At 56.0% G+C, this 24,433-nt stretch carries 13 protein-coding genes; 9 read left to right on the forward strand and 4 right to left on the reverse strand.

Annotation, left to right across the window (positions count from 1 at the left end; translation table 11 throughout):
* Window positions 1–19: 19 nt before the first annotated feature.
* The 3 genes from JL015_RS15760 to JL015_RS15770 all read right to left on the reverse strand — a co-directional run bounded on the left by JL015_RS15760 (window position 20) and on the right by JL015_RS15770 (window position 7,846).
* Window positions 20–172, reverse strand: coding sequence for a hypothetical protein (locus JL015_RS15760; protein WP_201019094.1), 153 nt, complete (start codon window positions 170–172; stop codon window positions 20–22).
* 988 nt (window positions 173–1,160) lie between these two features.
* On the reverse strand, window positions 1,161–5,744 hold the full coding sequence (locus tag JL015_RS15765) for a DUF4062 domain-containing protein (protein WP_201019095.1): 4,584 nt from the start codon (window positions 5,742–5,744) through the stop codon (window positions 1,161–1,163).
* Between the two features lie 1,199 nt (window positions 5,745–6,943).
* The gene (locus JL015_RS15770; protein ID WP_236250222.1) at window positions 6,944–7,846 is read right to left on the reverse strand and encodes a helix-turn-helix transcriptional regulator; all 903 of its coding nucleotides are present in this window, start codon (window positions 7,844–7,846) and stop codon (window positions 6,944–6,946) included.
* Between the two features lie 168 nt (window positions 7,847–8,014).
* Between JL015_RS15770 and JL015_RS15775 the strand changes: the two genes are divergently transcribed.
* From JL015_RS15775 to JL015_RS15810, 8 genes are all read left to right on the forward strand, one after another.
* Window positions 8,015–8,965, forward strand: a complete 951-nt coding sequence (locus tag JL015_RS15775; RefSeq protein WP_201019097.1) for a CBASS oligonucleotide cyclase — start codon at window positions 8,015–8,017, stop codon at window positions 8,963–8,965.
* Window positions 8,962–9,453, forward strand: a complete 492-nt coding sequence (locus JL015_RS15780) for an HORMA-1 domain-containing protein (protein WP_201019098.1) — start codon at window positions 8,962–8,964, stop codon at window positions 9,451–9,453. Before JL015_RS15775 ends, JL015_RS15780 begins: the two co-directional genes overlap by 4 nt.
* Complete coding sequence (locus JL015_RS15785; RefSeq protein ID WP_201019099.1) at window positions 9,450–10,346, forward strand: AAA family ATPase; 897 nt, start codon at window positions 9,450–9,452, stop codon at window positions 10,344–10,346. The genes JL015_RS15780 and JL015_RS15785 overlap by 4 nt, the downstream gene beginning before the upstream one ends.
* A complete protein-coding gene (locus tag JL015_RS15790) occupies window positions 10,346–11,509 on the forward strand; it encodes a hypothetical protein (protein ID WP_201019100.1) in 1,164 nt (387 codons plus the stop codon). The genes JL015_RS15785 and JL015_RS15790 overlap by 1 nt, the downstream gene beginning before the upstream one ends.
* A complete protein-coding gene (locus JL015_RS15795) occupies window positions 11,506–12,048 on the forward strand; it encodes a 3'-5' exonuclease (protein ID WP_201019101.1) in 543 nt (180 codons plus the stop codon). Before JL015_RS15790 ends, JL015_RS15795 begins: the two co-directional genes overlap by 4 nt.
* Window positions 12,049–12,363: 315 nt before the next feature.
* Window positions 12,364–15,417, forward strand: a complete 3,054-nt coding sequence (locus tag JL015_RS15800) for a toll/interleukin-1 receptor domain-containing protein (protein ID WP_201019102.1) — start codon at window positions 12,364–12,366, stop codon at window positions 15,415–15,417.
* Window positions 15,418–15,583: 166 nt separating this feature from the next.
* Entirely contained in the window at window positions 15,584–17,554 is a 1,971-nt protein-coding gene (locus tag JL015_RS15805) for a TRAFs-binding domain-containing protein (RefSeq protein WP_201019103.1), read from the forward strand.
* Between the two features lie 107 nt (window positions 17,555–17,661).
* Window positions 17,662–18,837, forward strand: a complete 1,176-nt coding sequence (locus JL015_RS15810; protein ID WP_201019104.1) for a patatin-like phospholipase family protein — start codon at window positions 17,662–17,664, stop codon at window positions 18,835–18,837.
* Between the two features lie 100 nt (window positions 18,838–18,937).
* On the opposite strand, the gene JL015_RS15815 is transcribed toward JL015_RS15810, so the two are convergent.
* The gene (locus tag JL015_RS15815; RefSeq protein WP_201019105.1) at window positions 18,938–22,945 is read right to left on the reverse strand and encodes a TIR domain-containing protein; all 4,008 of its coding nucleotides are present in this window, start codon (window positions 22,943–22,945) and stop codon (window positions 18,938–18,940) included.
* Window positions 22,946–23,631: 686 nt separating this feature from the next.
* Between JL015_RS15815 and JL015_RS27720 the strand changes: the two genes are divergently transcribed.
* Window positions 23,632–23,871 carry a hypothetical protein gene (locus JL015_RS27720; protein ID WP_236250223.1) on the forward strand — a complete coding sequence of 80 codons (240 nt, stop codon included), beginning with the start codon at window positions 23,632–23,634 and terminating at the stop codon, window positions 23,869–23,871.
* The last annotated feature ends 562 nt before the right edge of the window (window positions 23,872–24,433 follow it).

The following is a 24,433-nucleotide window of genomic DNA, read 5'->3' on the forward strand; positions in this document are numbered from 1 at the left end:
AGACGACTTCACCAGAGAGTCACGACTCGATCAACTCCCGCACCCGCGCCGTCAAGGTGCCGAGTTGTGGAAGTGACTTGAGGATGGCCTGCATCAAGGCGCTGTCACTGCCGTGGAAGTCATAAATGGCCTGTTTGATGTCGCCCGCCCCGTAGTCACGCCCTGTGGACATGATGCTCTCGACGTCCTTTTATCCATCGGTGTTGCGTTTATCAATATAAGGCGTGGTCCGTGCACACTGTGGTTCTACTAAATCGATATTGGAGGGGGAGCCTGCCCATCAGAACAACGGGCAGGCCAATCCTAATCTGTACCTAGCGCAATCTGCGGAAGGCTGCGCGCAGTTCCAGGGAGGGGCCGCTTATGGCCGAGGCTGTGTAAAAACGTTTTTGAACGCGACAGGTACTCAAAATCGGACTGGAAATCGCGTTTCTACGCGAAATCCACATCTGCTGACGTGCCGATAAATTTCAGATTTAACACAGATGCGCATACTTCAATTTTGTGAAGCGTTTTTACACACTCTGGGCCGTTTTCTGCCTGTCGCGAAGGACTGAAACCGGCCAATTGCTGCCAGTAGCGACCGGCAGTAGACGCCCCCTAAGAGACATTCAGATTTTTCGCCGCAAGGTCAGCAATGCAGCGGGAGCAGTCACTGGCGCGGCTTAAACGGAGGGGGTCTGAGCGGCGGCTTACTGAGTTCACCTGCCGTTCCTGCTGGGAGAATTTGATTCAGATGGCGCTCGAGGCCTGGCCATCAACGGTCGTTGGAGAAGGGCAGCTTGCAGGCAAGGTTCTCTGCCAATCTCGCTTCGGTAACCGTAAGGCTGTTACCCGAAGGAGACCACATTGAGGAGCGAAATGCGATGCGCGCTTCACGGCGGGCGCAACCCCGTTGTGGTGCAGGGCAACCGCCGCAGCGTTGCACGCCGCGCCTTCTTGGCCACTTTGCACGGGCGAGCCGACATTTGTGTGAAGGCGCCGCGGAACATGTGCTGGTAGGCGATGAGGCGCTACTGCTACACCAGATCCTCAGGTCGAAGACCCCATCGTCCTCGTGGCGCAAGACGGGCCGCGCAGACGTTTCAACCTAGCGACACTGGAAGTACGCGGAATCGTGCGCCACACTTGGCGATATAGAACGCTTCGGCGGGCGCATGTTAGCCGAACCATCGCCGCAACTTTCGCCGGGCTAATTCGAGCAGAGTCGTCACCAGCCCTGACGGGACCAACGGTTCGCTGCACTCCTCAACCTGTACGCCGAACGACGGCTCGTCCACTACAAGCTCGTCTCCAAATCGTTCCAGTCGCCACGCGGTCAGATGCGTGTTAATCGCGGCTGACCAAGTCCTACCGTCCGGATGCGCGCACACGTGTCGCCAATTGCCCGGCAATCGCGCAACGCACGCGCCGCCGGGACTGTGCAGAATGTTAAGTTCCCCGTTGACTTCCACGGCGAACATCGCGATAGCCATCGGGTTACGCGCGAAAGCGGAAGGATCCGTCATGCGGGGATATTCATGCACGCACTCGCCGGTCTGAATATTCCACACACGGAGGACGTCACGGTGTGCCGAAGTCAGCCACTGCCCGTCGTCGGAGATACCGAGGAACCGAACGTGCTTGTCGCCGCCAAGACGTCGCAGTTCCTTCAACGACGCACTGTCGCGAACCATGATGACGGAGTTGTCACTGTGGACCAGTACGTCACCTGTCGCTGAAAAACACGCATGCTCAAATCGGCCCTTTTCATGAATCGATGCGGTTTCTCCGAGCATAGTGAGCGTCTGTGCGTTCAACACACACAGCTTGCCACTACCGTCCGATACGACTGCGACTCGACCGTCGCGGGAGAAGGCCAGGGGTTCGCCGGGAACATCGCGCATCCGCTTACCCGAGGGAAGGGCGTGCTCGTAGCGACCGAACAGTTGCGATTTGCTGTTATGCCGCAGCCAGAAGCTGCAGCTGTCTGCCGCAACGTCCACCCCAGCCCAGCCAGCGAACCTGTACGTTGCTACGGTACGCATGCACGGCCAATGCCAGAGGCGCAAGCCGGTCGCATCCTGCTCGTTGGCGAGGTTACATCCGCCCCAAGTGATGGCAAGCGGCCGCTCAGGCACACGGATCAGCCGATCGATCGACTCGGTGATCTGGCGTGTTGCCCGCAAGACCATCGTGTGCGCGTCCCAAATGCGCACCGCGCATGGCTCGTTCTTGTACGACATCGTCGGCGTCTTAGCCGTCGACACCAGCACCGTTCCGTCATCGGAGTAGGCAAGCGCGGAAATCATGTTCTCGTGGTCTACGGGGCTAGCCTCTGTGCGTGCTTCGTCAACGCGAATGAAGTGCACTTCAAACTGGTTCTCGCCGTGCTCGCTGTCGAGTCCGAGGTCGTTGCCCGACGCAGTCGCGAGTAACGATCCGTCCGGCGAGAACGCCATCGTGTTGATCTTGCTCAGCTGTGCCCGTACGTCGCCAACGTGCCGGCCACTCGTGGCGTGCCAAATTCGCACATTCAATGCGTTGCTGTCCGCCATCGCAAGCAACTCACTGTCGGGCGACCACGCGAGGGGGCCGCCGTAGCCGTTGTTCTTGTCCAGCCACGCCACGGGGTTTCCGTCTAGCAATCGGTAGATCCACAGCCCGCGGCCTTTGTCGTAGCCGCAATGGAAGGCAACCAACAGTCCATCTGGCGAAACGAACAACCTGCCGACTGCATGCGCGCTGACGCGCAATTGCCTGACTGCGCGCCTCGACTCGCAATCCCACACGTTGATGGCGTCGCTCCTTGAGCACCATGCGAAATGCGACGTACCCGGAATGAAGTCGAAGTACGCGTTCGAGGAGGTTGCGTGAGCTTGTGACACGGGGTCACCAATTCGGTCCAACAGTTCACCCTGCGGTATGGACCAGATGGTGATCGAACCATCCCCGGAGCATGCGACGAGCAGCTTTCCGTCACTACTGTATTGCAGCTTGTGAACGCCTGAGCGGTGCCCCTTGTGCGTAGCGATGTGCTCGCCCGTGAGCAGCGAGAATTCCATGATGGTCTGTTGTGTCACGGTGGGCGCCATCCCCAGGGCGAACCGCTGCGAATCGGGCGAAATCGTTACTGATAAGATTTTGTGGCCGATGCGGTGCAGCCGCAAACATTCCTGCCCGCTCGCAGTGTCGAACACGCGCACGGCAGGATTTATCGACACCGCGACAAAGAAGCGCCCATCGGGCGACCACGCAATATCGACCACGGCGTGAGAGAAGCCGGTGATGCGCCGGTCGACGGTTGAGCCGAGACGCAACAGCGGTGGGCGCAATTCACGCAACCAAAAACCACCGGGGTACAAGCGCTCCGCAACCTGCCTGCCCGCCTCGGCCCAGCGTGCCATGGTGCTGTCCCGCGGTAGGTGCCTGCCTCCATCTGCGTAATGCGCGCCAGCAATGCGATGGTCGTACCACCAGCAGCTGTTCCACATGCATTGCAACAGCGCTTGAGGATAGTCGTCGCGGTGAGCGTCGATGAAATCAATGTCGCGACGCAAGGCTTCCTCGGCCAGCCGAAGCTGCCAGCCCAACGGGTCGTCCTTGCCGAACAGGCCGCCCGCATCTTGGAGGTCGCCGGCCAGTTCGTAGAGCATGCCGGCGCGATGCCTCGCGTGCCACAGCTCCCACTCGAGCATCAGCGACGCGAGCGCATATTTTGCCTCGAGTGTTGGTTCGTCGGCCGCGATGGATCCGCGCAGGAAAGGCAGTTCAGTGGCCTTGCCCAGATCGGGTTGGCCATCTTCCAAAAACCACGCGCGGTGCTCGAAGAATATCGCCAGCGTCTTCCGGCGCGCGGCACGCGTGGCAGCATCGGGCAGGTAGCGTGTGGTGACCTGCTCGGCAAGCGAGCGGTGAAAAAAACCGATGAGCGCCCCGTCCGGCGCTTGGCGGCGTTGCAGATACGGCCGCATTTGCCGCAGCACAACTTGCAGCGTCGCGTTGCGTGCGGCGGCGGCTATGTCCGGGTGTGCCTGCGCAATGAACTCCGACAAGCCCGTTTCGCTCAATCCGCGTCGAGAAGCTCCGATTGCAGCGAACGTAGTGCGAACGACCTCGCGAGTGGCGTACGGCTCATCGGCCTCCAACCTCGCCAGTATCGCGTCGAACATGCGATGCAGCGCGTCGTGCGACGACTCGCCTTGCGCAGGCCTGGGCAAGCGAGCGATCGCGTCGTCCAGCTTGTCGAAGGAGCCGAACAGCTTCAGCTCGCGCAGCGCCAGCGTCAGGAACAGCGGGTTGCGGCTGGCCGGGTTAGCGAGCAGCACCGCCACCTGGCTCTCGTCGAGCGACTTCGCGTACAAGTTGGGCAACGAGCGAATTAGAGCACGGCAACGAGCTTCGTCCATCAGCGGAACGGCAATTTCGAGCGCGTGGCGCTGGCGCAGCGCCGTTAACAGTTCGACTGCGTCGCTCGCGGTGCTGACGAGTATGCGCACGCCAGGCGGCAGCTTCAGTGGGATCCAGTTCGCGGGCGATGCGGTGCGTTCAAGTTGGTCGATGCCGTCGACCACCACCACGACGCTACGCTGCGCCGCCACTGCGACCTGCTGCAAGAACGCGGGCCACGCCTTCATGATGTCTGCGGCGTCGCGCGGCACCGGCGGCAATGCGGCGCTTGCGTCCGAACCGAGCTTTGAGATCAACTCGAACCACATGCTCGCGAGCAGGTCGAGCACGCGCGTGCTCGATGGGCTGGCACCTGCCGCGCGAAACACCACAAGCGCTTGCGCATCGTCGCGCCGTGCAAACCAATAGCACAGTGCCGCGCTCTTACCACTGCCCGCCGTGCCCCAGACGAAACATGCTGTGGGTGTATCGCCGGCGATGTAGTCATCGATTCTCTCTTGCAATTCAAGATCTGGAACGTGCAACTCAACCCGGCTCGCGACGAACGCGTCCTGCCGGTCGACTTCCGCGGCGACCGCATGCATCGGACGCTCTTGCTGGGCTATGTGATCGGCATAGCGCACTTCGATGGCTCGCTTCAAATCTGCTTCAAACTGCTCGCTAAAGTCGTCGAGCGAGACAAGCCGCCCAGGCACGCCAGGCGTTGCGGGGTCGATAGTATGGCTGTCCCACCGTCCGGTGTATGTGCGCACGCGGTCCAGTGGTGCGAAGACGTCACGAATGCGCTGTTTCAACGCTTCCAGTCGCTGCTGCAAGTCGACTTGGCCGGACGCGGGCGCAGATTGAAAGAACGTGGACGCATAGGCCTCGCGCTCGTCCTCACCGCAATCGAGATCGCTTGGAGGCGGCAACGAAGTCGAGTCACGGATGTAGAAAAACGCCTCCGGCGCGGCCCCCTGCTCTTGCGGACGCAGCGCGGCGGTTTCGATTTCCAGATGAGTCACTGAGTACGGTCCTTGTGATTCCACACCCGCGAGCGCCGCGGACGCATCCTGCGCAAGCGAGCCGTACTGCGCGCCGAGCAGGCAAACGAAGAACGGGCGGCAGCTGTCAATGTGTTGCAGGCAGACTTCAAGCACCTTGCCATCCTCTGCCTCCTCGCGCGGAATGCCCCAGCGCAGGTCCACGTCGATCAGATGCAGGCGCCGGTCTTCGCACCATTGGCGCAGGCGCGGGAAGGTAACCTTGACTAGAAGGTCGCGCTCCGCGTGCATATCGCGAAAGGTGGACGAGATGAAGACGCGAACGGTCTTCCATCGGCTTTGAGCTGAGGGAGCGGACGTACAGTTGTTCATCGTCTTCAACCGCTAACGACTGCAATTAGGCAGATCCAAGAACCGCATCTTCGATCTGGCTGGGTGATTTGTAAACCAGGACCTCAAGGAGAATTTGTGGGCTGTCGCTCGAGCAGCACGCCGCGTTCGACGCCGGGTCGTACCATGCATATTTACTTGCGCAACGACTGCTTTGAGCGCCACATAGCGATGACAGCGTAATGGAGGTGTCGCCTGCCCGTGGCGACCGCTTAGGCGTTCGGCCATTTCTCCCAACAGCAGGCGCTACTCGCTGAGATCTTCGCCGCGGAGGCCGCAGCGCGCAAAGCGGCGCATCAACAGCACCGCCGAATAAAGCTGCGCCTCACTTAGACCGCGATGCGTTATTGGCCCGCAATCAATCGCCTAGTGCGCCAACTCCTGGAAGTAGTTGGCGCGTTACCTTGTGGGTCGAGGTAGTGTAACAAGCTTCTGGCATTGACCTGTAGTGAGACAGAGCGGCAAACGCCATCTCCGGCGCCCATCTGGGGCTGACGGCCGATGGCTTGCACGTGACGCTCCCGAGGGTAGTCTCAAATGGCGCGCTGCGACTCTATCTCTCGGAGTGCTGCTGCCAGTGTAAGCCCAACGATGCGGGCCCACCTTCGGGTCGCTTTGCAACTGTCCGCTCGGCTCGCGCGAGCGGCTGCCTTGTGGCGACGTGCTCACGGCAGCGGAGGTCGCTGATGGTTCGGCAAGATCCACCTGACCAATTCAAGGCTGAGCGGCAGAATACTGAGTGAACCGGCCGCTGGCCATGCATTTGCCAACAGGCCTGAATCAGTCTTTTGCTGACGTAGCCCAAGAAAGCCTGACCGACCGCTTTTGGCCCAGAGTGTGTAAAAACGCTTCACAAAATTGAAGTATGCGCATCTGTGTTAAATCTGAAATTTATCGGCACGTCAGCCGAACTGGATTTTGCGTAGAAAACGCGATTTTCAGTCCAACACTGGGCTCCAATCGCGCTAAAAAACGTTTTTACACAGCCTCGGCCGGTAGTGGCCGCTTGTGAATGTCCGCTTCAGCCGATAGCTGCCGGTCGCGATGAGCCAGAGCATGTAGAGTGGCGCTGCTATTGGGATGATCATTGGGTCATCTTCTGCTTGATGCGCTGCGCCTAGGCTCAGAAATAGTTATGCGCAAATCTGCCAGCAGTGACATCGTCCCTGATGTTCAGCACGTTATCGGTAGCTGGTTTTGGGCAAGAATTCGGCGAGTTCATCCCTGTTGTTCAAAATGATTTGCTGGGCCTTCGCGGACTTGCCCGAATCGGCCTGGTCCAGCCCTAGCTGTTGTAGGGCGTAAAACAACAGCGCCTGTCGGCACTCAAAACTGCACTCTCCCTCGGTCATGCCAAAGTCGAGTTCGATCACCTTCCGATGCCCGGATTCCAGCTCCGGATGTGGGGCGAGTACTAGGCGGACCATATTGTGCCAAGCACGATCAGCGCTGGCGCGTTCTTGGTCGATTTTACTTTTCTCGATTTCCAGCACTCGCGAGAGCAAAAAGTCTCGAAAATCATCATTGGTATGACAGTACGCACGCATGTGCCAACGAAAACCATTGTTGACTAGTGCATGCGGGGTCACCACTCGTACGGAGGGCGTCGCTGAGGAAAACGACTGATATCGAATGGTCAAAGCTTCGTGCTGGCGGATGGCTTTGACCACGGCAATGACCGCCGTGACGTCCAGGCGCCGCCAAGGGCGAGGGACAGTGGCCACGGGAGGATACCATCCGAGAAAACTGCCATGTAAGCCTTCGGGGCTTACGGTCGCTCGTAGTAAATCCTCTAGGTAACGCTCAAGTGAGCTGGACGCAAAAAGCGCCCGAAAGGAAGAGGGTGCTCGATAGACCTTGGTGCTCGTGTCGTACGTCAGGTTGCCGGGTGCCCGTTTGATGTATTCGGCCAGATCCAGAGAAGACTGTGGGACAGATATGCCAAAAAAGCTGGTCAGGTCGCTTCGGTTGAGGTGGCCGTCCCAGTGCAATCGATAGTCGATGAATTCGAGCCGTCGTTCCTGACCCCAACGCGCGCCAGCCCGGGGGGGAGTGTTGGGCGTTGTCTCAACGTCATTTGTCATGGTGGCCATTTCCTTTCAGTCTAAAAACTAGACGCGTATAAAAAATATTCGTATAGTAAAGCTACGCGATCGGCTGCTGGAGCGCAAATCGTCACGGGCACTCGCCATTCACGGGTACCCAAACCAGCGGATGGTCAGGGTTTTAACTCTCTATGACGGGTATTCCCCATGTCTTTGAACAACACCGAAATACGTTATTACGACGGTAACGTGTTGCGCCTTCCCGCTGAGAAGCGCACGGCGTATCACCAGCAAGTTGATCGACTGATCTCTGAGTTGAGCAAAAAACTTAAGGATCAGAACAAAATCACCATCACGAAGGTCGTGAAGGCTGGGTCATTCGCCAAGTTCACCATCCTGCGTCAAACCACTGAAGATCCGGTGGATGTCGACGTTGTGTTTTACATCTCTGGTCGTAATGTCGATCACGAAACGCTATCGAGCCTGAATCAGCTCATCTTCGACGCATTGATCACCTTGTACCCAAACAAGTCGGTTGAAGACTTCGAGATCCAGCGTAAGGCGGCGACCGTGACCTTTGTCGGTTCGGGGTTGAGCGTGGACATCGTCCCGGTCATCGAAGATCCCCAAAACGCCAATTACGGCTGGCAGTTCGATATCCATGACGGAACCCGGGTACAGACTTGCGCACCTTGCCAGATCAAGTTCGTGCGTGATCGCAAGAACATTGACCCTGATTTTCGCACCTTGGTGCGGCTTGGTAAAAAGTGGCGCAATCGCATAGAACTCAAGCCCTTAAAATCGTTTGTTATCGAACTGATCATGGCTCACGTACTTGCCACCAACGGCAAGGAAGGTTCGATCGAAAAACGCTTCCGTGACTTTCTGCAGTACATCGCCCAGTCCGAACTCAAGGAGGTCATCACCTTCCCGGAAAACGGCACCGTGACCTCGGTCTTTAGCGATCCGGTAGTGATACTTGATCCAGTGTGCAACACCAACAACGTAGCCAGCCGGATTTCCGAGGGCGAGCGCAAGGAAATTGTGGAAGCCGCTCTTAATGCCTGGCAAACCGCTCATTTCGCATCAACAGAAGACGACCTCGAGCTTTGGAAAGAGCTTTTCGGGCCGCGATTTAAAGTCAAGGAGCCAGCATGAGTCAGACCTACACTTCAACCGAAACGTATTCCGTTGTCGACGTGGAACTGGTAGCTCGCCGGGTCAAAGCAGATCTGATCATGATTGCCAGCAGCACCGGTGCGGTGTCTGAGGACAAGGCCAAGGAATGGGCTCACGACGTCGAACTGTTGGCCAAGAATGGTTATTTAAAGATGGTCGACCTTACTTTGTTCAGCAATAACGTGGAGCACAAGGCTATTCAGTTCAAGGTCAATACCGAGTCAGGCGATCTCACCATGAGTCGGCCTGGTGCGCTGTGGCCGAGGCTGCCGAATCCAGACCTGCGTATCGTTCTCTTCTATACCGCAGCCTACGATGCGGCGGCGAAGGAGAAGATGAGTGGCAAACTGTTGATCGGCTGGACCCCCACTAGCGCGGATACCAGTCACTCAACCCTGACTTCTGGTAGCGGCCGTGATTACGTTAGCAATGGATATGGCATGCAAAGAAAGGACTTCAGTCGATGAGCCACCCCAATATTTTTGACAGTAAAACACCACTGCCTGATGACACGCTGCAGGCTCGAGAAAAGAATCTGCTCGGATTCGACGCGCGTTATCAGAAAATCAACGAACAACTGCGCTTGTTATTGCACCTCGATAAGCTGGCAACTTGGAGTCAGAAACATCACCGCACTGCGCTTGCCCTGTGCAACCTTGTGGCTGAGCAATACCCACTAGTCATTTTCCACGGAGACGTCGGCACTGGCAAAACCGCGACGGCTGAATGCATTGCCAATCGGTTGGCCCGGGAGTCACGTACAGAAGACTCGTTGCTGTTCAAGCTTAGCAATCGCGTCCGTGGCAGCGGTAAGGTTGGAGAAATGGGGACCCTAGTGACCCAGGCGTTTGCTGAGGTCATTGCGTCGGCGGGTAAGACCCGGAGGGCGATTCTGGTGATCGATGAGGGGGACTCACTGGCCGCTTCTCGCTCTCAAGAGCACAGTCATCACGAGGACAAAGTGGCGGTGAATACACTGATTCAGTGTATCGATGACCTGCGTAACCATGGCGGTCGGATCGTCGTATTCCTGTGCACCAATCGCCTGTCGGTACTGGACGCGGCCTTACAGCGTCGTGCAGCAGTGGTGGAAGAGTTTCTGCGACCTGATGACGATGAGCGACGGGCCCTGCTCAAGATGGATTTGGATGGTCTTAGCCTCAATGCTCGACAAATCGAAGGGCTTGTGGCAGCGACAGGTCCCCGCGACAAGCAGCCCGGCTGGACATTTTCTGACATTCGCACTCGCCTGTACCCAGCAGCGTTGGCTAAGGCTTTTCCCGATAAGCCGCTGACGTATGAGCTCCTTCAGGAGGCGGCAAGCTTGTTGCGACCGTCCCCGATTTTGGAGGACAAGTAATGGCGCTATCATCATTGTTTGGTCGACGCATTCATTTGGCGGGCAGTATTGTCGATGATCCCGCGATAGCTTCGGTAACTGAAGTCACTCGTGCCCGCGAGACGGTGGTGGCGCTGGTCAAGGAGTTGATGCGCAAGGGAGCGACATTCGTCATCCCGGTCGACGCGGAAAAGAAGCGATCGGACGGCTTACCCATTTGTTTTGATTGGCTCATCTGGGAAACGATTCACCAAAATATCCACCTAAGGCCCTCCGACGCCCCGAGCCCGTTGATCGTCGCGGTTAAGCATCACAAGAACGAAGATCAGATCCCCGACGAGTTTATCGAACTCTGGGAAGCGCTAAGAGGATCTTCGCTGGTTCAGATCGAAAGTGCGGCGCACTGGAACATGAACAGCAAACGGATGGAGACCCAAGCTCGCCACGGCGATATTCTGATCGCTCTGGGAGGCGGCGAGGGAGTCTTGTACCTGGCCAATCTCTATCACGATGCCGGAAAGCCGGTCATTCCGATAAACCTCAAACTGGTGGCGCCGAATACCGGGGCACTGAGGCTGTTCGAGTTAGGCACTTCAGGCAACCACGCCCGGCGCCTTTTTCATGCGGACAGCAGCACATCTTCGCAGAGCTGGCTGAATCGGATCGAAATGCCGGCGCGCAAATCGGTCCAGGACGGTGCGCGTGACATTCTGGAACTGCTGGAGGCGCTTATCCCGCCCAAGGCCTTTGTCGTCCGGTTGCTCAACAGCTCCCATCCTGAGTACGAGGATGTACAAGCCTTTTTTGACAACGTGGTGCAACCCGTCATGGAGGGTGAGCTTGGTTACAAACTCGAAGTCGTCGACGGCAAGCAAGCGTATGACTTCGCCCGTATCGATCAGGAGATTTTCACCAAACTTCATCGCAGCAGTGTAGTGCTCGCTGACATAACCGGGCTTCGTCCTAACTGTTTTCTGGAACTGGGTTACGCGCTAGGTCGAGGTTTGCCAACCATGGTGTTGGCCAAGTTAGGTACCGAGCATCCGTTTGACATCTACTCGCTGTCAGGACATCACTGGAAAACCACAGGCGGTAGCGAGGAGCGCAAACGCGAGTTTCGTACCCACTGGAACGCCATTAAAACGCGCCCCCCCCTTGTTCCCACAGAGCCTCTTATCCCATGAGCAGCAAACGCGAAGTTTTCATTTCAATTGACGTTGAGACCGCAGGTCCGATCCCGGGTGAATACAGCTTGTTGACCATCGGAGCCTGCGGCGTCGACGATCCGAACCAGACCTTTGCCTGCGAGTTGAAACCGACGACGCTCAATGCCGACCCAAAGGCGTTGGAAATCACAGGGCTTTCGCTTGAGCGCCTTGCCAAGGAGGGGCTTGATCCAGAGCAAGGTATGCGAGCTTTTAAGGAGTGGGTGGCGCAGATGACAGGAGAAGACTCAATACCGGTTTTTGTGGGGTTCAACGCACCGTTTGATTGGTCATTCGTGAACTATTACTTCCATCGGTATCTGGGAGAAAATCCTTTTGGTTTCGCTGCGCTGGATATTAAGTCTATGTATATGGGCGCGACAGGATGCAAATGGGCGGATACTCGCTCCAGTAGAATCGCAGAGGCACTTAATCCGAAGCGAGAAGGTGATCATGACGCGCTACACGATGCCCTTTACCAGGCCGAGCTTTTTCGTCTTACTCGTAAGCTGATGTAAGACGAGTAATGCTTGTTCCACTATTTAGAGTCACGGGGCAGCCACACGCCCCGATAGTTAACACCTGCGCTTGATTTGGGTGGTTCTATCCATGATTTTAATACTCGCGCCGTCGTTGTTTTGGAATATCGCGGCAACCTCGTGCATGTACTCTCGAACTATGGCTAGGTACTGCTATAGCATCGTCAAGTCACTGCCTTGAGCGGAAAGATTGTTGTTTGTAGCCAACTCAGTACTGGATTTTCTCGCGGCAGCCAGTAGGGAGTACAGCTTCGGTGACGTGTTAGATGCAAGTATTAACTATCTGAGTAAGCCATGGAAGAAGTACGAAGCACCTGTACTAATGTTCAAAAGTATCGGGCATTCATCAGCTATTCTCACGACGATGGCGAGGCCGCAAAATGGTTACACAACGCCCTTGAGACATGGAAGCTGCCATCAGACATACGGGCGCTGGTGCGCAAGCAACGGGGGGATTTGCTTCGTCTTTTTCCTGTCTTTATCGACCACGGAGAGTTGTCAAGTTCGCCCAGTCTTCGGCAGGCGCTCAAGCAAGCACTGGACAATTCCGATGCCTTGATCGTGCTTTGCTCACCCAAATCGGCCGAGTCCGGATGGGTGAATGAAGAGGTTCTGCATTTCAAGCGCACCAGACGAGGCGAGAAGATCATCACCGTCATGGTCGATAGCGCCCCAAAGCGCACGAATCATGCGTCGCCGAGTGACGAGTACTTTTGTCCGGCGTTGCGCCATCCGTTAGGTCAAGACGACGAGCTTGAAGTGAGTCTGCGTGAGGAGCCTCTTGCAATCGATATGCGTGAACGCTCCGGCATTAGTCGTCGGGACGTATTGCTCAAGGTTATCGCCGGCATTTTGGGGGTGGATTTTGACCAGCTAAAACGGCGCGAACGTAACCGTAAGCGAAACTGGTGGATCGCCTGCTCGGTACTGATTTTTGCCGGGTTGATGTTACTGGTCTGGAGTCTTTATTCGAAAGATCAAGCCAGGAGGGCCGGGATCGAACGTCAGTCGCTTGAGCTGCTGTCCATTGCGGATGCGCGCTTTCGCCGTCTTGACTACGACGACGGAAGTGACTTTCTGCAATCGTCGATCAAGTTACGCCAGGGACTGGGACAGGCGCCGTCCTCGGAACAGTTGGGACTGATCTACCGGACACTGCTGGACAAGCGGGTCAGCATGCCATTCAGCGAGGTGACGACAAAGTACGATTTACAGAGCCTGGCCCAAGGCTCCGTATTTTTGGTGCTGTTAGAAGGTGCACGTGTCGCGCTGATCAATAATGCTGATCCGAGTGTGCTGAGTTACATCGACATGGCACCGGTTCTCGAGCATTTCCTTCAGCAAGGTATGAGCGCCACGGACCTGCAAACGGCGCTGCAGGGACAAAGAGTCGAAGCCGACACGCAGGGCCGCAAGTTGTACCTGCTGATCAAGAATCAGCTGTTTACCTTCAATATGGATAGCGGGAAACTCCAGGACTCGCTGGACCTCGTTCAGGAACGTGACTTTTCGAGTATTCCACTGAATCAACGAACGGACTTTCACCTGTACTGGGTCGGTGCGCAGTTGATTGTCGAGTTCGGTCAAGAATCCAATTCCGTTGCCTTTCGGCTTCCCGGTGGCGGCTGGAAAGTGATTAGGGGTCGTAGCGTCTCTGATTGGGACGATCACACCGGCGACGTTTACCTGAATGATCAGGGGCGGGCCATTGAGCGCTATCGAGATGCTCAACTGCAGGGGCGTCTGCCCATCAATGTGAATCGAGATTTTGTCCTGGGAACTCGAAACGGTTTGTTGAGCGTTATCGACATTTCAACAGCGGGCACGTCAGTGATCATGCTTGAGACTGAAAAACTCAAGCCCCTGTGGCGCTGTCATATCGTGTCGGGGAAGGTCCTTCAGGCCGACCCTATCGCTGCTGATCAGTTGCTGGTGCAAACCGAGTCGCCCGCCATGCTGTGGCTATACCGCCGCGACGAGCAGGACTGTCATGTCGTGGGCATCTATCCCAGTGCTGCAACATGGTTCGATTACGTGCCTGTGTGGCGGCAATTGGTTCTCACGCAGTCGAATGGCAGTGAATGGGTCAGGGTCACCGATGATGGTTTCGAGCGGGTTGCGCAGCTGCCTTATTCGCGTGCTGCCATCACACCCAAGGGCGAGGGGTATGCCGTCCACAACGAAAAGCTGCTGAAAGTCTGGCCTCAAGGCCGGTTTTTTGGAGAATCGTTGAAAGGGAAATATGGGGCGTCTGGGAAGACTTCAATGTTCTTCGCTACGACCGATGGCATACGCGCGATCGCGGCAGGTAGTGACATCGTGCCCGAAGCGCATTGGGTGCGCTCCTTTAGAGGCAAGACTTATCAGCTATCAAATCAGCACGGTGAAGTTTTGAAGGAACTCAATCCGGTGATTGATGAGATAACGATTGACGCGATTCTCAGCCGCGAATCGTTCAATCAGCACTCGCCATCGAACCGTGATGGAATGAGTCGCATGCTGGCTCAGAGTTTTCGCGAACACGGCATTTTTTGGCACTCGCCCATCCTCGACCATGCCTGGAATGGCGACATCTACGGTGAGTCGTTCAATGTGCTGACTCGCATCAATATAAAATCCAACCAATTGCAGGTACTGCCTGCGCCCGCTGGCAGTCATTCAGTCAACGAATCAACTGGCGAGGTGTGGACCCGAAGTTCGCTGGACGGGGACTCGTTGACCTATCTGCCGCCGCAGGCCCAAAACGCTACGGAGATCGAAGGCAGCTCGGCCTATTTTTCCGTGGGCCTGGGTGAGTCGCCTTGGCACAGTCTTCGCGGCCAATCCGGTCTTGTATTTTCGGCCGATGGTCACGACACGCTGGTGTTCAACACTGACGGCCGATGGGCGATTATCGACGCTCATCAATTGCAACCGGCTGTTAGTCCGGCCACTCGGGACCTTGCAATAAAATCGGCGGTTTTCCAGGCACAAGGCTGGCTAATGACAACCCGCGATGATCGCTTGGTGCGGATGTCTACCGACGGCAATACGCTTTTGCAGCAGGCGCCTTTACGCCCGGGTGCCAGTCAGATTGTCGACCTTGGCGACCAAGGTCTCGTTCTTGTGCAAACGAGTGAAGGTGTCGCCTTACACGATGCCGTGACCCTGGCGGAAGTAGCGCTGATACCCGGTTACACGGAATTTCATGCCCTGGGCGCTGGTCAGCAGGTACTGCTGGCAGTGAGTAACAGTGAGGGTGATGAAAAATGGAACATCTATCGATTGCCCGCCTTCGGTAACCACCTGTTGGAGCGAGTGGATGAACTGCGTCTGACACAAAGAAGTCCTGCTCCGCGATCCCATTAAGCTTTCTGGACCTGTAATCAAAGATCAACGAGCAAGTGAAGAGCGTGGCCAGGGCGTTGTTGATGTCAGGGAATTGTTGATCCGTATTTCTACCCTATATTGATGAGAACGGTGCTTATTGCCCAAGGCAAACGTTCCATGTAGTTCCCATTTCAAGGAGAAGCGCTTGAAGCTCCACGCCTTTGTCGCCATGCCTTTTGGTACTAAACCGGCGCATGACGGGAAAATGATCGACTTTAATCGCGTATACGCCGAGTACATCGAACCGGCGTTGCGTGATGCCGGTCTGGAAGTGTTCCGCGCTGATGAAGAGCTCCGGGCGGGGGACATTCGTACCGACATGTTCCAGGAGTTGTTGATGGCGGATGTCGTTATCGCCGACTTGACGCTGGACAACCCCAATGTCTGGTATGAACTCGGTGTGCGACATGCGCTTCGTGCGCGGGGTGTGGTGCTTGTCCAGGGACCGAGACAGAGCCAGCCGTTTGATATCTACACTGATCGCAAATTGCGTTACAACCTGAAGGACGGCGCCCCTGACCCAGCGACGCTGGCTCTCGATCGCAAGTGTCTCACTGACATGGTGCGTGAGACGCTTGACGCTTGGCATGGGCGCAAGGTGAGTCCGGTGTATAGCTTGCTTCCGCACTTGTGCGAGCCTGACTGGAAAAAGCTACTGCTTGAACAACACAACGAGTTCAGCGCTTCCTATAAGGAGTGGTCCAATCGGCTGGAAATAGCACGGCAGAAAAGGTTGGCGGGTGACATTCTCGTGCTGGCCGAGGAAGCGCCGACAGTGGCGTTGCGCATCGAGGCAAAAAGCGCGGCAGGGGACGCACTGCTCAAGCTTCGGCATTACGATTTCGCGTTGGAGCAATTTAACGCCGTACTGGCTCTCGATCCGGCGAACAAGTTTGCGCGTGAGAAAAAAGCGATTTGCTATGGTCGTCTTGATCGCAAGGTTGAGGCGAGAGAGGCGATGCGCCATCTGACCATGGACTATCCAAACGATCCGGAAATCCGGGCGCTTGCCGGGCGTGTGGAGAAGGAGAACTGGATCAATCGTTGGCGCTCTCGGGGCTCTACTCCGACAGAATGGATAGGCGCCGCGCGGTCGCAGGACTCGGCGCTGACTCAAGCCATCGAGCCGTACTACAAAGCGTTCAGCAACGCCCCGGATCACTACTATTCCGGTATCAATGCACTGACCTTGAGCGTTCTGCGCCGTCATCTCGGAGCGGAAACCAGCGCCACAGCGATTGATCTGTTGACCGGGGGCGTGCGCTGGTCGAGCTTCGCTGCACGAGAGCGCAACCGCAAGGATTACTGGGCTCAAGCGAGCTATGCCGAGTTGTGTTTATTGGTGAGCACGCTTGAGGACGTGAGGAAAGAGTATCGAGCCACTGCCGCCGCTACGAATCATGACTGGTTCGCGCTGGACTCCATTCGCCAGACACTTTGCCTGTTGCGCGATCTCGAGTTCCGTCCAGCCGAAACAGCCGTCGCGCTCGATATTATCGATCAGGAAATAGCCCAAAGTTTCCCGCCCTTCGAACCGCGCCAGGTATTCCTCTTCAGTGGCCACATGATTGACACCCCTGATCGCGCGGCTCCTCGCTTTCCGGCAGACAAGGAAGGCGTTGCTGCCGCGAGTATTGCCGCAGCGCTCAAGAGCTTCGGTGCGGGCCCCGGTGACCTCGCGTTAGCGCAAGGTGCATGCGGTGGGGATCTGTTGTTTTTCGAAGCGTGTCACAAGCTCGGCGTGCGCCTGCAACTGATGCTGCCACTTCCCGAGCCCGAGTTTATTGAGCGCTCCATACTGCCTTCCTTGGGTGGCGAGCAGTGGCGTACGCGCTATTTCGATCTCAAGAGTCAGCTAGAGTTTGCGCCGCGTATCATGCCGACCGAACTTGGTTCGCCACCCAAATCCAGCCCCGATGAAGCCATGAGCCCTTTTGAGCGCTGTAACCTGTGGTTGCAATACAGTGCGCTTGCATGGGGGGTAAACAAGGTGCGGTTTATCTGCCTGTGGAATGGCAGCGGCGGCGACGGGCCAGGTGGCACCGAGCATATGTACAAGGAAGTGAAGCGCCGGACGGGGCGAGTAGCCTGGCTGGATACACGCAAGCTTTGGTAGGAAGACGATTGAATCGACTGCGTATCGTCATATATGAGCTACACCTGACAATGTCCGCAATTTACTGATTCACCCTAAGCCGCCAACCAAATATTTGAGCATTCACCATGAGCCAACAACTCGTCAGCCGCATCGAATCTGCTGAACCGAAAAAAATCCTTGCCTGTGACGGCGGTGGTATTCGCGGTCTTATGAGCGTCGAGATCCTGGCCAAACTCGAAGCCGATCTGCGTATCCAAAAAAATGCACCAACGCTGGTTCTCGCCGATTTCTTTGATTTTGTTTGCGGCACCAGTACCGGTGCAATTATCGCTGCATGTATTTCTGCAGGGATGTCGATGGACGATATACGTGCGTTTTACGTTGGCAGCGGCAAGGACATGTTCGATCCCGCATCGGTCTTTAAACGTCTGCAGTACACCTACAAGGCTGACCCCCTGGCGGCAAAACTGCGTGCGGAATTGGACCGGGCACTGAAACATTCGTCGACACCGCAAGAGCCCAACGCCACGCTGGGTAGTCATGGACTACGCACGTTGTTGATGATGGTGCTGCGCAACCACACCACCGACTCACCCTGGCCGGTGTCCAACAATCCTCGCGGAAAATATAACCAGCTCCAGCGCAAAGACTGCAACCTGCGTTTGCCGTTATGGCAGTTGTTGCGTGCCAGCACCGCGGCTCCGACTTATTTCCCGCCCGAAGTTGTAACCTTCGCCCCGAATACCGACGCTGAGTACCAGTTTGTTTTCGTTGACGGTGGAATCACGACGTACAACAACCCAGCCTTCCTGGCGTTTCAGATGGTGACTGCCGAGCCTTATTCGATTAACTGGCAAACGGGCGCCGACAAATTGTTGATCGTTTCGGTCGGCACGGGCAGTGCCGCTGAAACCTGGCAGGATTTGAAGGTGAGTGACATGAACCTGGTTCATTACGCCAAAAACCTTCCTGGGGCTCTTATGAATGCGGCCAGTGCAGGGTGGGACATGGCTTGCCGGACGCTGGGGGCGTGTCGTTTCGGGGGGGCGATAGATCGGGAGTTTGGCGAAATGATGATGGTTAAAGACAACGTTAAATCGACCTGCCCGAATTTGTTCAGCTATGTGCGTTACAACCCTGAGTTGACCCGGTCCGGGTTGGATGGGCTAGGTCTTACAGACGTCGAGCCTGCAACCATTTCGAAACTGGACTCAGTGGCAAACATTCCGGATATTCAGCGGGTGGGCACTGCTTATGCGGCGCGAAGTGTCTCGCTTTCGCACTTGAAGGGTTTCGTGTAACCGTACGCTGTGCGCGGCCTAAGCCTGCTCTGATTGCGAATCAGAACAGGCTTTTTGTGGGTGTTTAAGTACAGGGTTACTGATCTCATCCAAGATAGGGCTAAAGAGAGTCCTTGGGTTCTTCAAATGGGTTTTTACCCGCTTGTAACGCGTGTATCCATTGTTGCCTCGACTCAACATCTTGCGTATTGGCGGGATTGTCCGATTGGACTCGAACGAAGAACTGAAAATCGGCGATCGCTTCATCCCGCCGTCCAAGCAACGCGTACGCTAACCCTCGAGTATCCCGGTAATTTTCATTGTCTGGAAACTGCGATAAGGCGCAGGACACTGAGTCGAGTGCAGCCTGGCCGTCCAGTTGCTGGGAGAACTCCCAGGCAACGCTATTGCAGACTTCCGCTTCGTCGAGTTGGCGGGTCCAGTCAACCAGTTTGCTCGTCAATCGATTCGCCTTCTGCGGATCGTCGCTGCGTAGCCTTGCGATGATGCCGGGCAGCTCTTCCAGTGTTTGCGCATCCACGGGAAGGCGCGAGAACGTCGGCTGATACAGGTTGCTTGTTTCGGTTTTGATCCACTCTTCCAGTGTCAGATTGCGCCCGGTTGCTCGTTCCGCTCGCTCCAGCATTTTCGCAACGCTGATCAACCCAGCTCGAATCGATTTTCCTTGGGCAAGGATGAAACCAACATCCTGGCGATAGGCAGCTTGTTGGTCGGCGTTTTCCGTTTCAAGCGTCTGGAACAACGATCCTTCTTGAGGAAAGGTCTCAAGATCAACCATAGTGACGTGAGATCCCGTCGTTCCCGATACGCCACTCGTTGTTTGGCCCGAATTCATGATGATCAAGTGTTTGCTGTCGGCTGAAAAGTCAATCGATTTGATATCGCGGTCGCCGTTGGGAATAGGGGTTCCACGACTTGGAATATCGGTGCTATCCAGGCGCCATAAATAGGGCGTAGGACTGTCGGTGCCGGCAACTGTCAGCACCTTGCCATCCTTGCTGAAGTTGATCTTGTAGTGCCAGTTGAGTATTGGCTTAGGCACTATCAGGGTCGCCGCCAGTGTCACTTGATCCGTCAGTTTCCACAGTCGTGCGGTAGGGGCTGCCCCACTGATGGTCAGCAAGAATTGACCGTCGGGACTCAGGGTGGCGGCATGCAAATAGGTGACGACGCCGGGCAGGGGTTGTGGTGTAGGGATGGCGTTGTTCGCATCGAGCAACCAAAGTCTGGTTTGCGTATACGTTCCTCGCAGCAGCGAATCCTCAGATCCGGACAGCAACCAGCGACTGTCTCCACTGAATTGCAGGTTGGTAGTAAACTCCGAGCCGCTCAACGTCATCACCGCGACAGTTGGATTATCGACACGCAAGAGCTCAATAGTCGTGTCGTCTTCGCTGCGATCCGGATAACTGGACTCACCGGCAAGCGCAAGCCACTGCCCGTCAGCAGAGAAAACCGCATTGCCGATCCCCGTTGAAAACCCCTTGATTTCCCTGCGTTTGGCGAGTTCGTTGATGCCCTCCAGGGGAGCAAGTACCCCCACCTTTTGATCGCGGCCGATTGAGCGTTCGGCCCCAAAGAGATAACGTTCATAAAGGACATATTTGCTATCTGGAGACAACGTTCTTGAGTAGCTTCCTGGTGGCAGGTTCACGAGCGTTCGACTGGGGATGCCCGGTGCGTTCACTGACAGATCGTAGATTGTTTCGGCGCCATCTTCCTGCGCTAGAAGCCAGCGTCCATTCGGACTGAAAGTTACCTCGTCGATTCCGCTCCAAACGCGCGTATTGACGTATAAGGAACGGCCATTTGGGGTCAATTCAAGAATTTCCGCCCTGTTTCGCTCAGCTGTCTGAATCGCAGCCCATTGTTGGTCGGGAGACACACTTACGGTACAGCCAAGGCAATCGCCAATCTGCTCAAGCCGAGCGGAGTCAACTTCTACAGAGCGCATTAACTGAGGGGCGAGGGGCGCGTGCAAGTTCCAGAACTCAAGGGTACCGGCGGTGAGAACGACCGCGAAGGTACCATCGTCGCTTAGCGTAGTGTTTTGTGCCGGCGCATAAGGTGATGGACGCGTTACCGGGATAAATGCGCTCGGATCGCCACTGTACAGATTCCACAAACGGGCCGTTCCATCGAGCCCCCCTGCGACCAACAACTTTGCACTGGCGCTAAAATGCACAAACTTCACACTCCCATCGAACCCGGGAAGTTTAAGAGCATTGATTGCGTTGGCAGAATTGCTCATATCGGACAGATGAAGCATCTGTACCTCGCTGCCTGCTGCGAGCGCGAACAATTTTCCGTCGGCTGACATGTCAGCCGAAGATACAAATTCGCCAGACATGAAAGACTCAGCCGTTTTTTGCTCTGCTTGAGCACCGCCTGCTCGCCATGAACGGACACGTCCATCCAGTGACACCGTTACCAGATCATTCCCTGTGCCAATAAATCGGGCTGCCTGAATGGCGCTGCTGTTGGGGGCGCCGAGATGAGGCAGGAGGGTGGGGGTGCCAACGGGCCTCAGCTCATGCAGCCGCCAAAGCTTCAAATTAAGGTCAGCCCACGTTGAATTGTCGAACCATTCCGAGCTTGCCGTAAACAACGATGAATGGTCGTCGCTTATACCCAGAATATCGACCTTCGCTGGGCTGGGTACTGGAGGCGGAACCTGATGATCCGCGAAGATGTCGGCGACGGGCTCAGGTCCCGGATCGTTCAGGTCCCAGATCAACACACGGGATGCGCGCGTTCCCGCCAGCAGAATGTTCCCGTCGCTTGAAAAAGCCAGCTTTATGATCTCGCTATCAATGGGCGCCTGCAGCACTCTCTGGACGGTGGTATGTGACAGGTCCGCGCGTGAAACCAGATGGACTTCGTCGGAGTCTCCAGCGACCGCTATAAGTTGCTGCGATGTTGCCATTGCGTAATCCGGCAACGCGTCGTCAAAAAGTGGCCGTGACGCGGGATACTTACCGGTATTGTGGAGCGGCCACACGAGCGCATTGGTTTTAGAGGAGCCTGTCCCGCTCAGCGTGACGAGGTTGTTTCCTGCCTGGTCGAACACCAGAGACTGAGGTATTTCTGGGAGGTGGAGGATGCTTGAGAGCCGCGGAGAATCCGGGTTCTTGACATCCCAGAGGCGAACTTCTCCGTTGAATGCAGCAGTTGCAAGTGTCTGTTCGTTTTCGCTGAATTCAGCCAATACGACATTGTCTCTATGCCCCGACAGACCTACGCCCGTCACCCGGGAGAGCGACTGTTCGAGAGCGGTACGGGCGGATGGCGAAATATACCCATGCGACGCCGTCGCCCCCGCAGCTTCGACCGCAAGCAGCAGTGCACGCTGGTCGTTTTTTTTAAGCACATTGCGTGATTGGGAGGACAGCAAAAGCGCGAGACTGCGGTCGGACTGCTCCTGCGCGCGATCCGCGTTTCTGTCTGCGAGTAGCCCGAGTACAACAGCCGCGGCAGCCACACCGGCGAAGGTGATGGCTGTGGCGGCAAGAGCAAAGATCGTTCTGCGTTGCCGCACGCGCTCGCGACGAACCAACTTGTCCAATGGAACACCCAGAAGACCGGCGATAAGCTTGAGGCTTCCTCCCTGCTTACCGTCGCCCACGATATTGCCACCTGGCATCACAAACTCTCGTAAGTCTGCAGCGAGAAGCTCGCTGTTCTTGAGAGCCTTTGGTAAATAATCTTCGATTGGGCGGTTGCGATCAGCCTCGGGCTTGGATGTACCGATCACCGGAAAAATGCGCCGTGCAGGATTAAAAGCTTGAAAAGCCAAAATTTCCTTATTCACCCATTCGGAAGTCGCCGAATTAGGGGTGCAAAGGACAATCAGGGCATCACTGTCTTCAAGTGCAGCGAGTATAGTTTCGAAGGTTTTACCTCGACTCGCCAAGTCTTCACGGTCACGAAATATAGGATGCAGTTTGGCGGGAACAGTGCACAACGCACCCGGTGCGTCAAGTAACTCCTTCGGTGTTTTGTAGCGGTCAAGTTTACGCCAGAGCCACATTGCCAGCTGATGGTCGGCGCGCGCATAACTGAAAAACGCGCGGTTAGTGCGAGAGTAAACAACTTGCAAGTCATCCATGGTCGGCTCCAGTTGGCCTCATAGACGAAATCCTAGCCCAAAAAATGCACTCTGCTTCAGCAGTCAATAAACCCCTTAGTATCCCATCCCGCTCTGGTTCGGAGAGATGAGCATGAGCGCGCTCATTTAACAATGACCACTCGCTGACAGTGCGCCTTACGGTTTCACTGAATGCCCGCTTTTGGCGGGTTCTGTTGAAAAGTCGGTTTCGGTTTTCACGACAGAAAAGTACGCGTCTGAGATTGAAATCCGTGTTTTGAGTAGAGGGTGCAGAGGACTCAGATTTCACGTAGCAGTGTGCAAAAAACTACGTTTTCACCGCTCAATGCTTGGACCGTCAGCCCGGGTCGACTTTTTCTACAGGATCGGCGGACATCTGACTTTCGGCATTTCGCAATGTTCGGTTAATGAGCTCACTGAGCCAGTGACTCTGTTGTGAGCCGCAAAATTATTTCGCCTGAGTGGACGACGCAAAAAAGGAAATTGGATGTGTAGTTTTAGGGATTTTGAGTAGTGAGGCGGGTAGGCGAGCGATTCATGCCAAGCACAGGCAGCGACGGTTGACCATTCTAATTGACGACATTGAACCGCAATCAAAAATGATGCCTGTCACGGAGCGGGATGTCACGCCGGGAAGTGTCTACGCGCATATCGACCAGTCTCTCGGCCCTTGGGGACAGTGACCGGTGTTCAAAACAAACGTGAAAACATTCGTTTCGTTTCGTTTCGTTTCGCTGCGCAAAGCGCCGCCGCCGATCAACCTGGTCGACCTGCAGGCCCTGACGACTCATTTTTCGAGCCCGGATTACGATTTTCCGCTTGATCCGACATACGAGCCGGAGCGTTCGGAGAAGCTTAGGGATGGGAGCATTCCCGTACCGAACCCACTGAAGAATACATCTTTTCTGTGCTCCAAAGGTACGTGAAGGTCAACTTGGTGCTGCCAATCGGCGTCGCGCATATGTGGCATGTAGCCATGCAGAGTAAATCTTGCGAGTTGACCGTGCTTGGGCAACACTATTGGCCTCTTGTCAGAGGTGGCTTGATCTAGGGGTAGGAATGACCAATGAGAAACCATCGCTTTCCCGAAAGGATCTGATCGAACATCATCGATGGGCTCATTGGCAAAAGTACGTTCCTGAGATATGCCAACTCAACGAGGACGGCTCTCTCGTTATTCCGGCCGACCTTGTCGAGCAACCGCGATTGCGAGCAGGTATACAAATACCTTCCTATCCTAGATGCGGACATGCGTAAAGGACACCGCGATAGTTAGCGCCACAATGAAGTCAAATCGGGGTGGCACCCTGTCGTGTTACTTCTCGGCTATGGCGGGCTTCGTGACCTGCTTGCGCTGCGATGCTCTCTGTTCCAGTCTTCTGCAACTCATTGGTTGTTCGCGTTTCCTGCGGAAAGATCGCAATAGCGATTCAGAATTTCTTCCTTTTCACCATCTTGCTCGCTGGCCAATCCGCGCCATCGATTAGG

The organism is Pseudomonas cichorii, assembly GCF_015471405.1.
GTDB lineage: Bacteria > Pseudomonadota > Gammaproteobacteria > Pseudomonadales > Pseudomonadaceae > Aquipseudomonas > Aquipseudomonas serbiensis.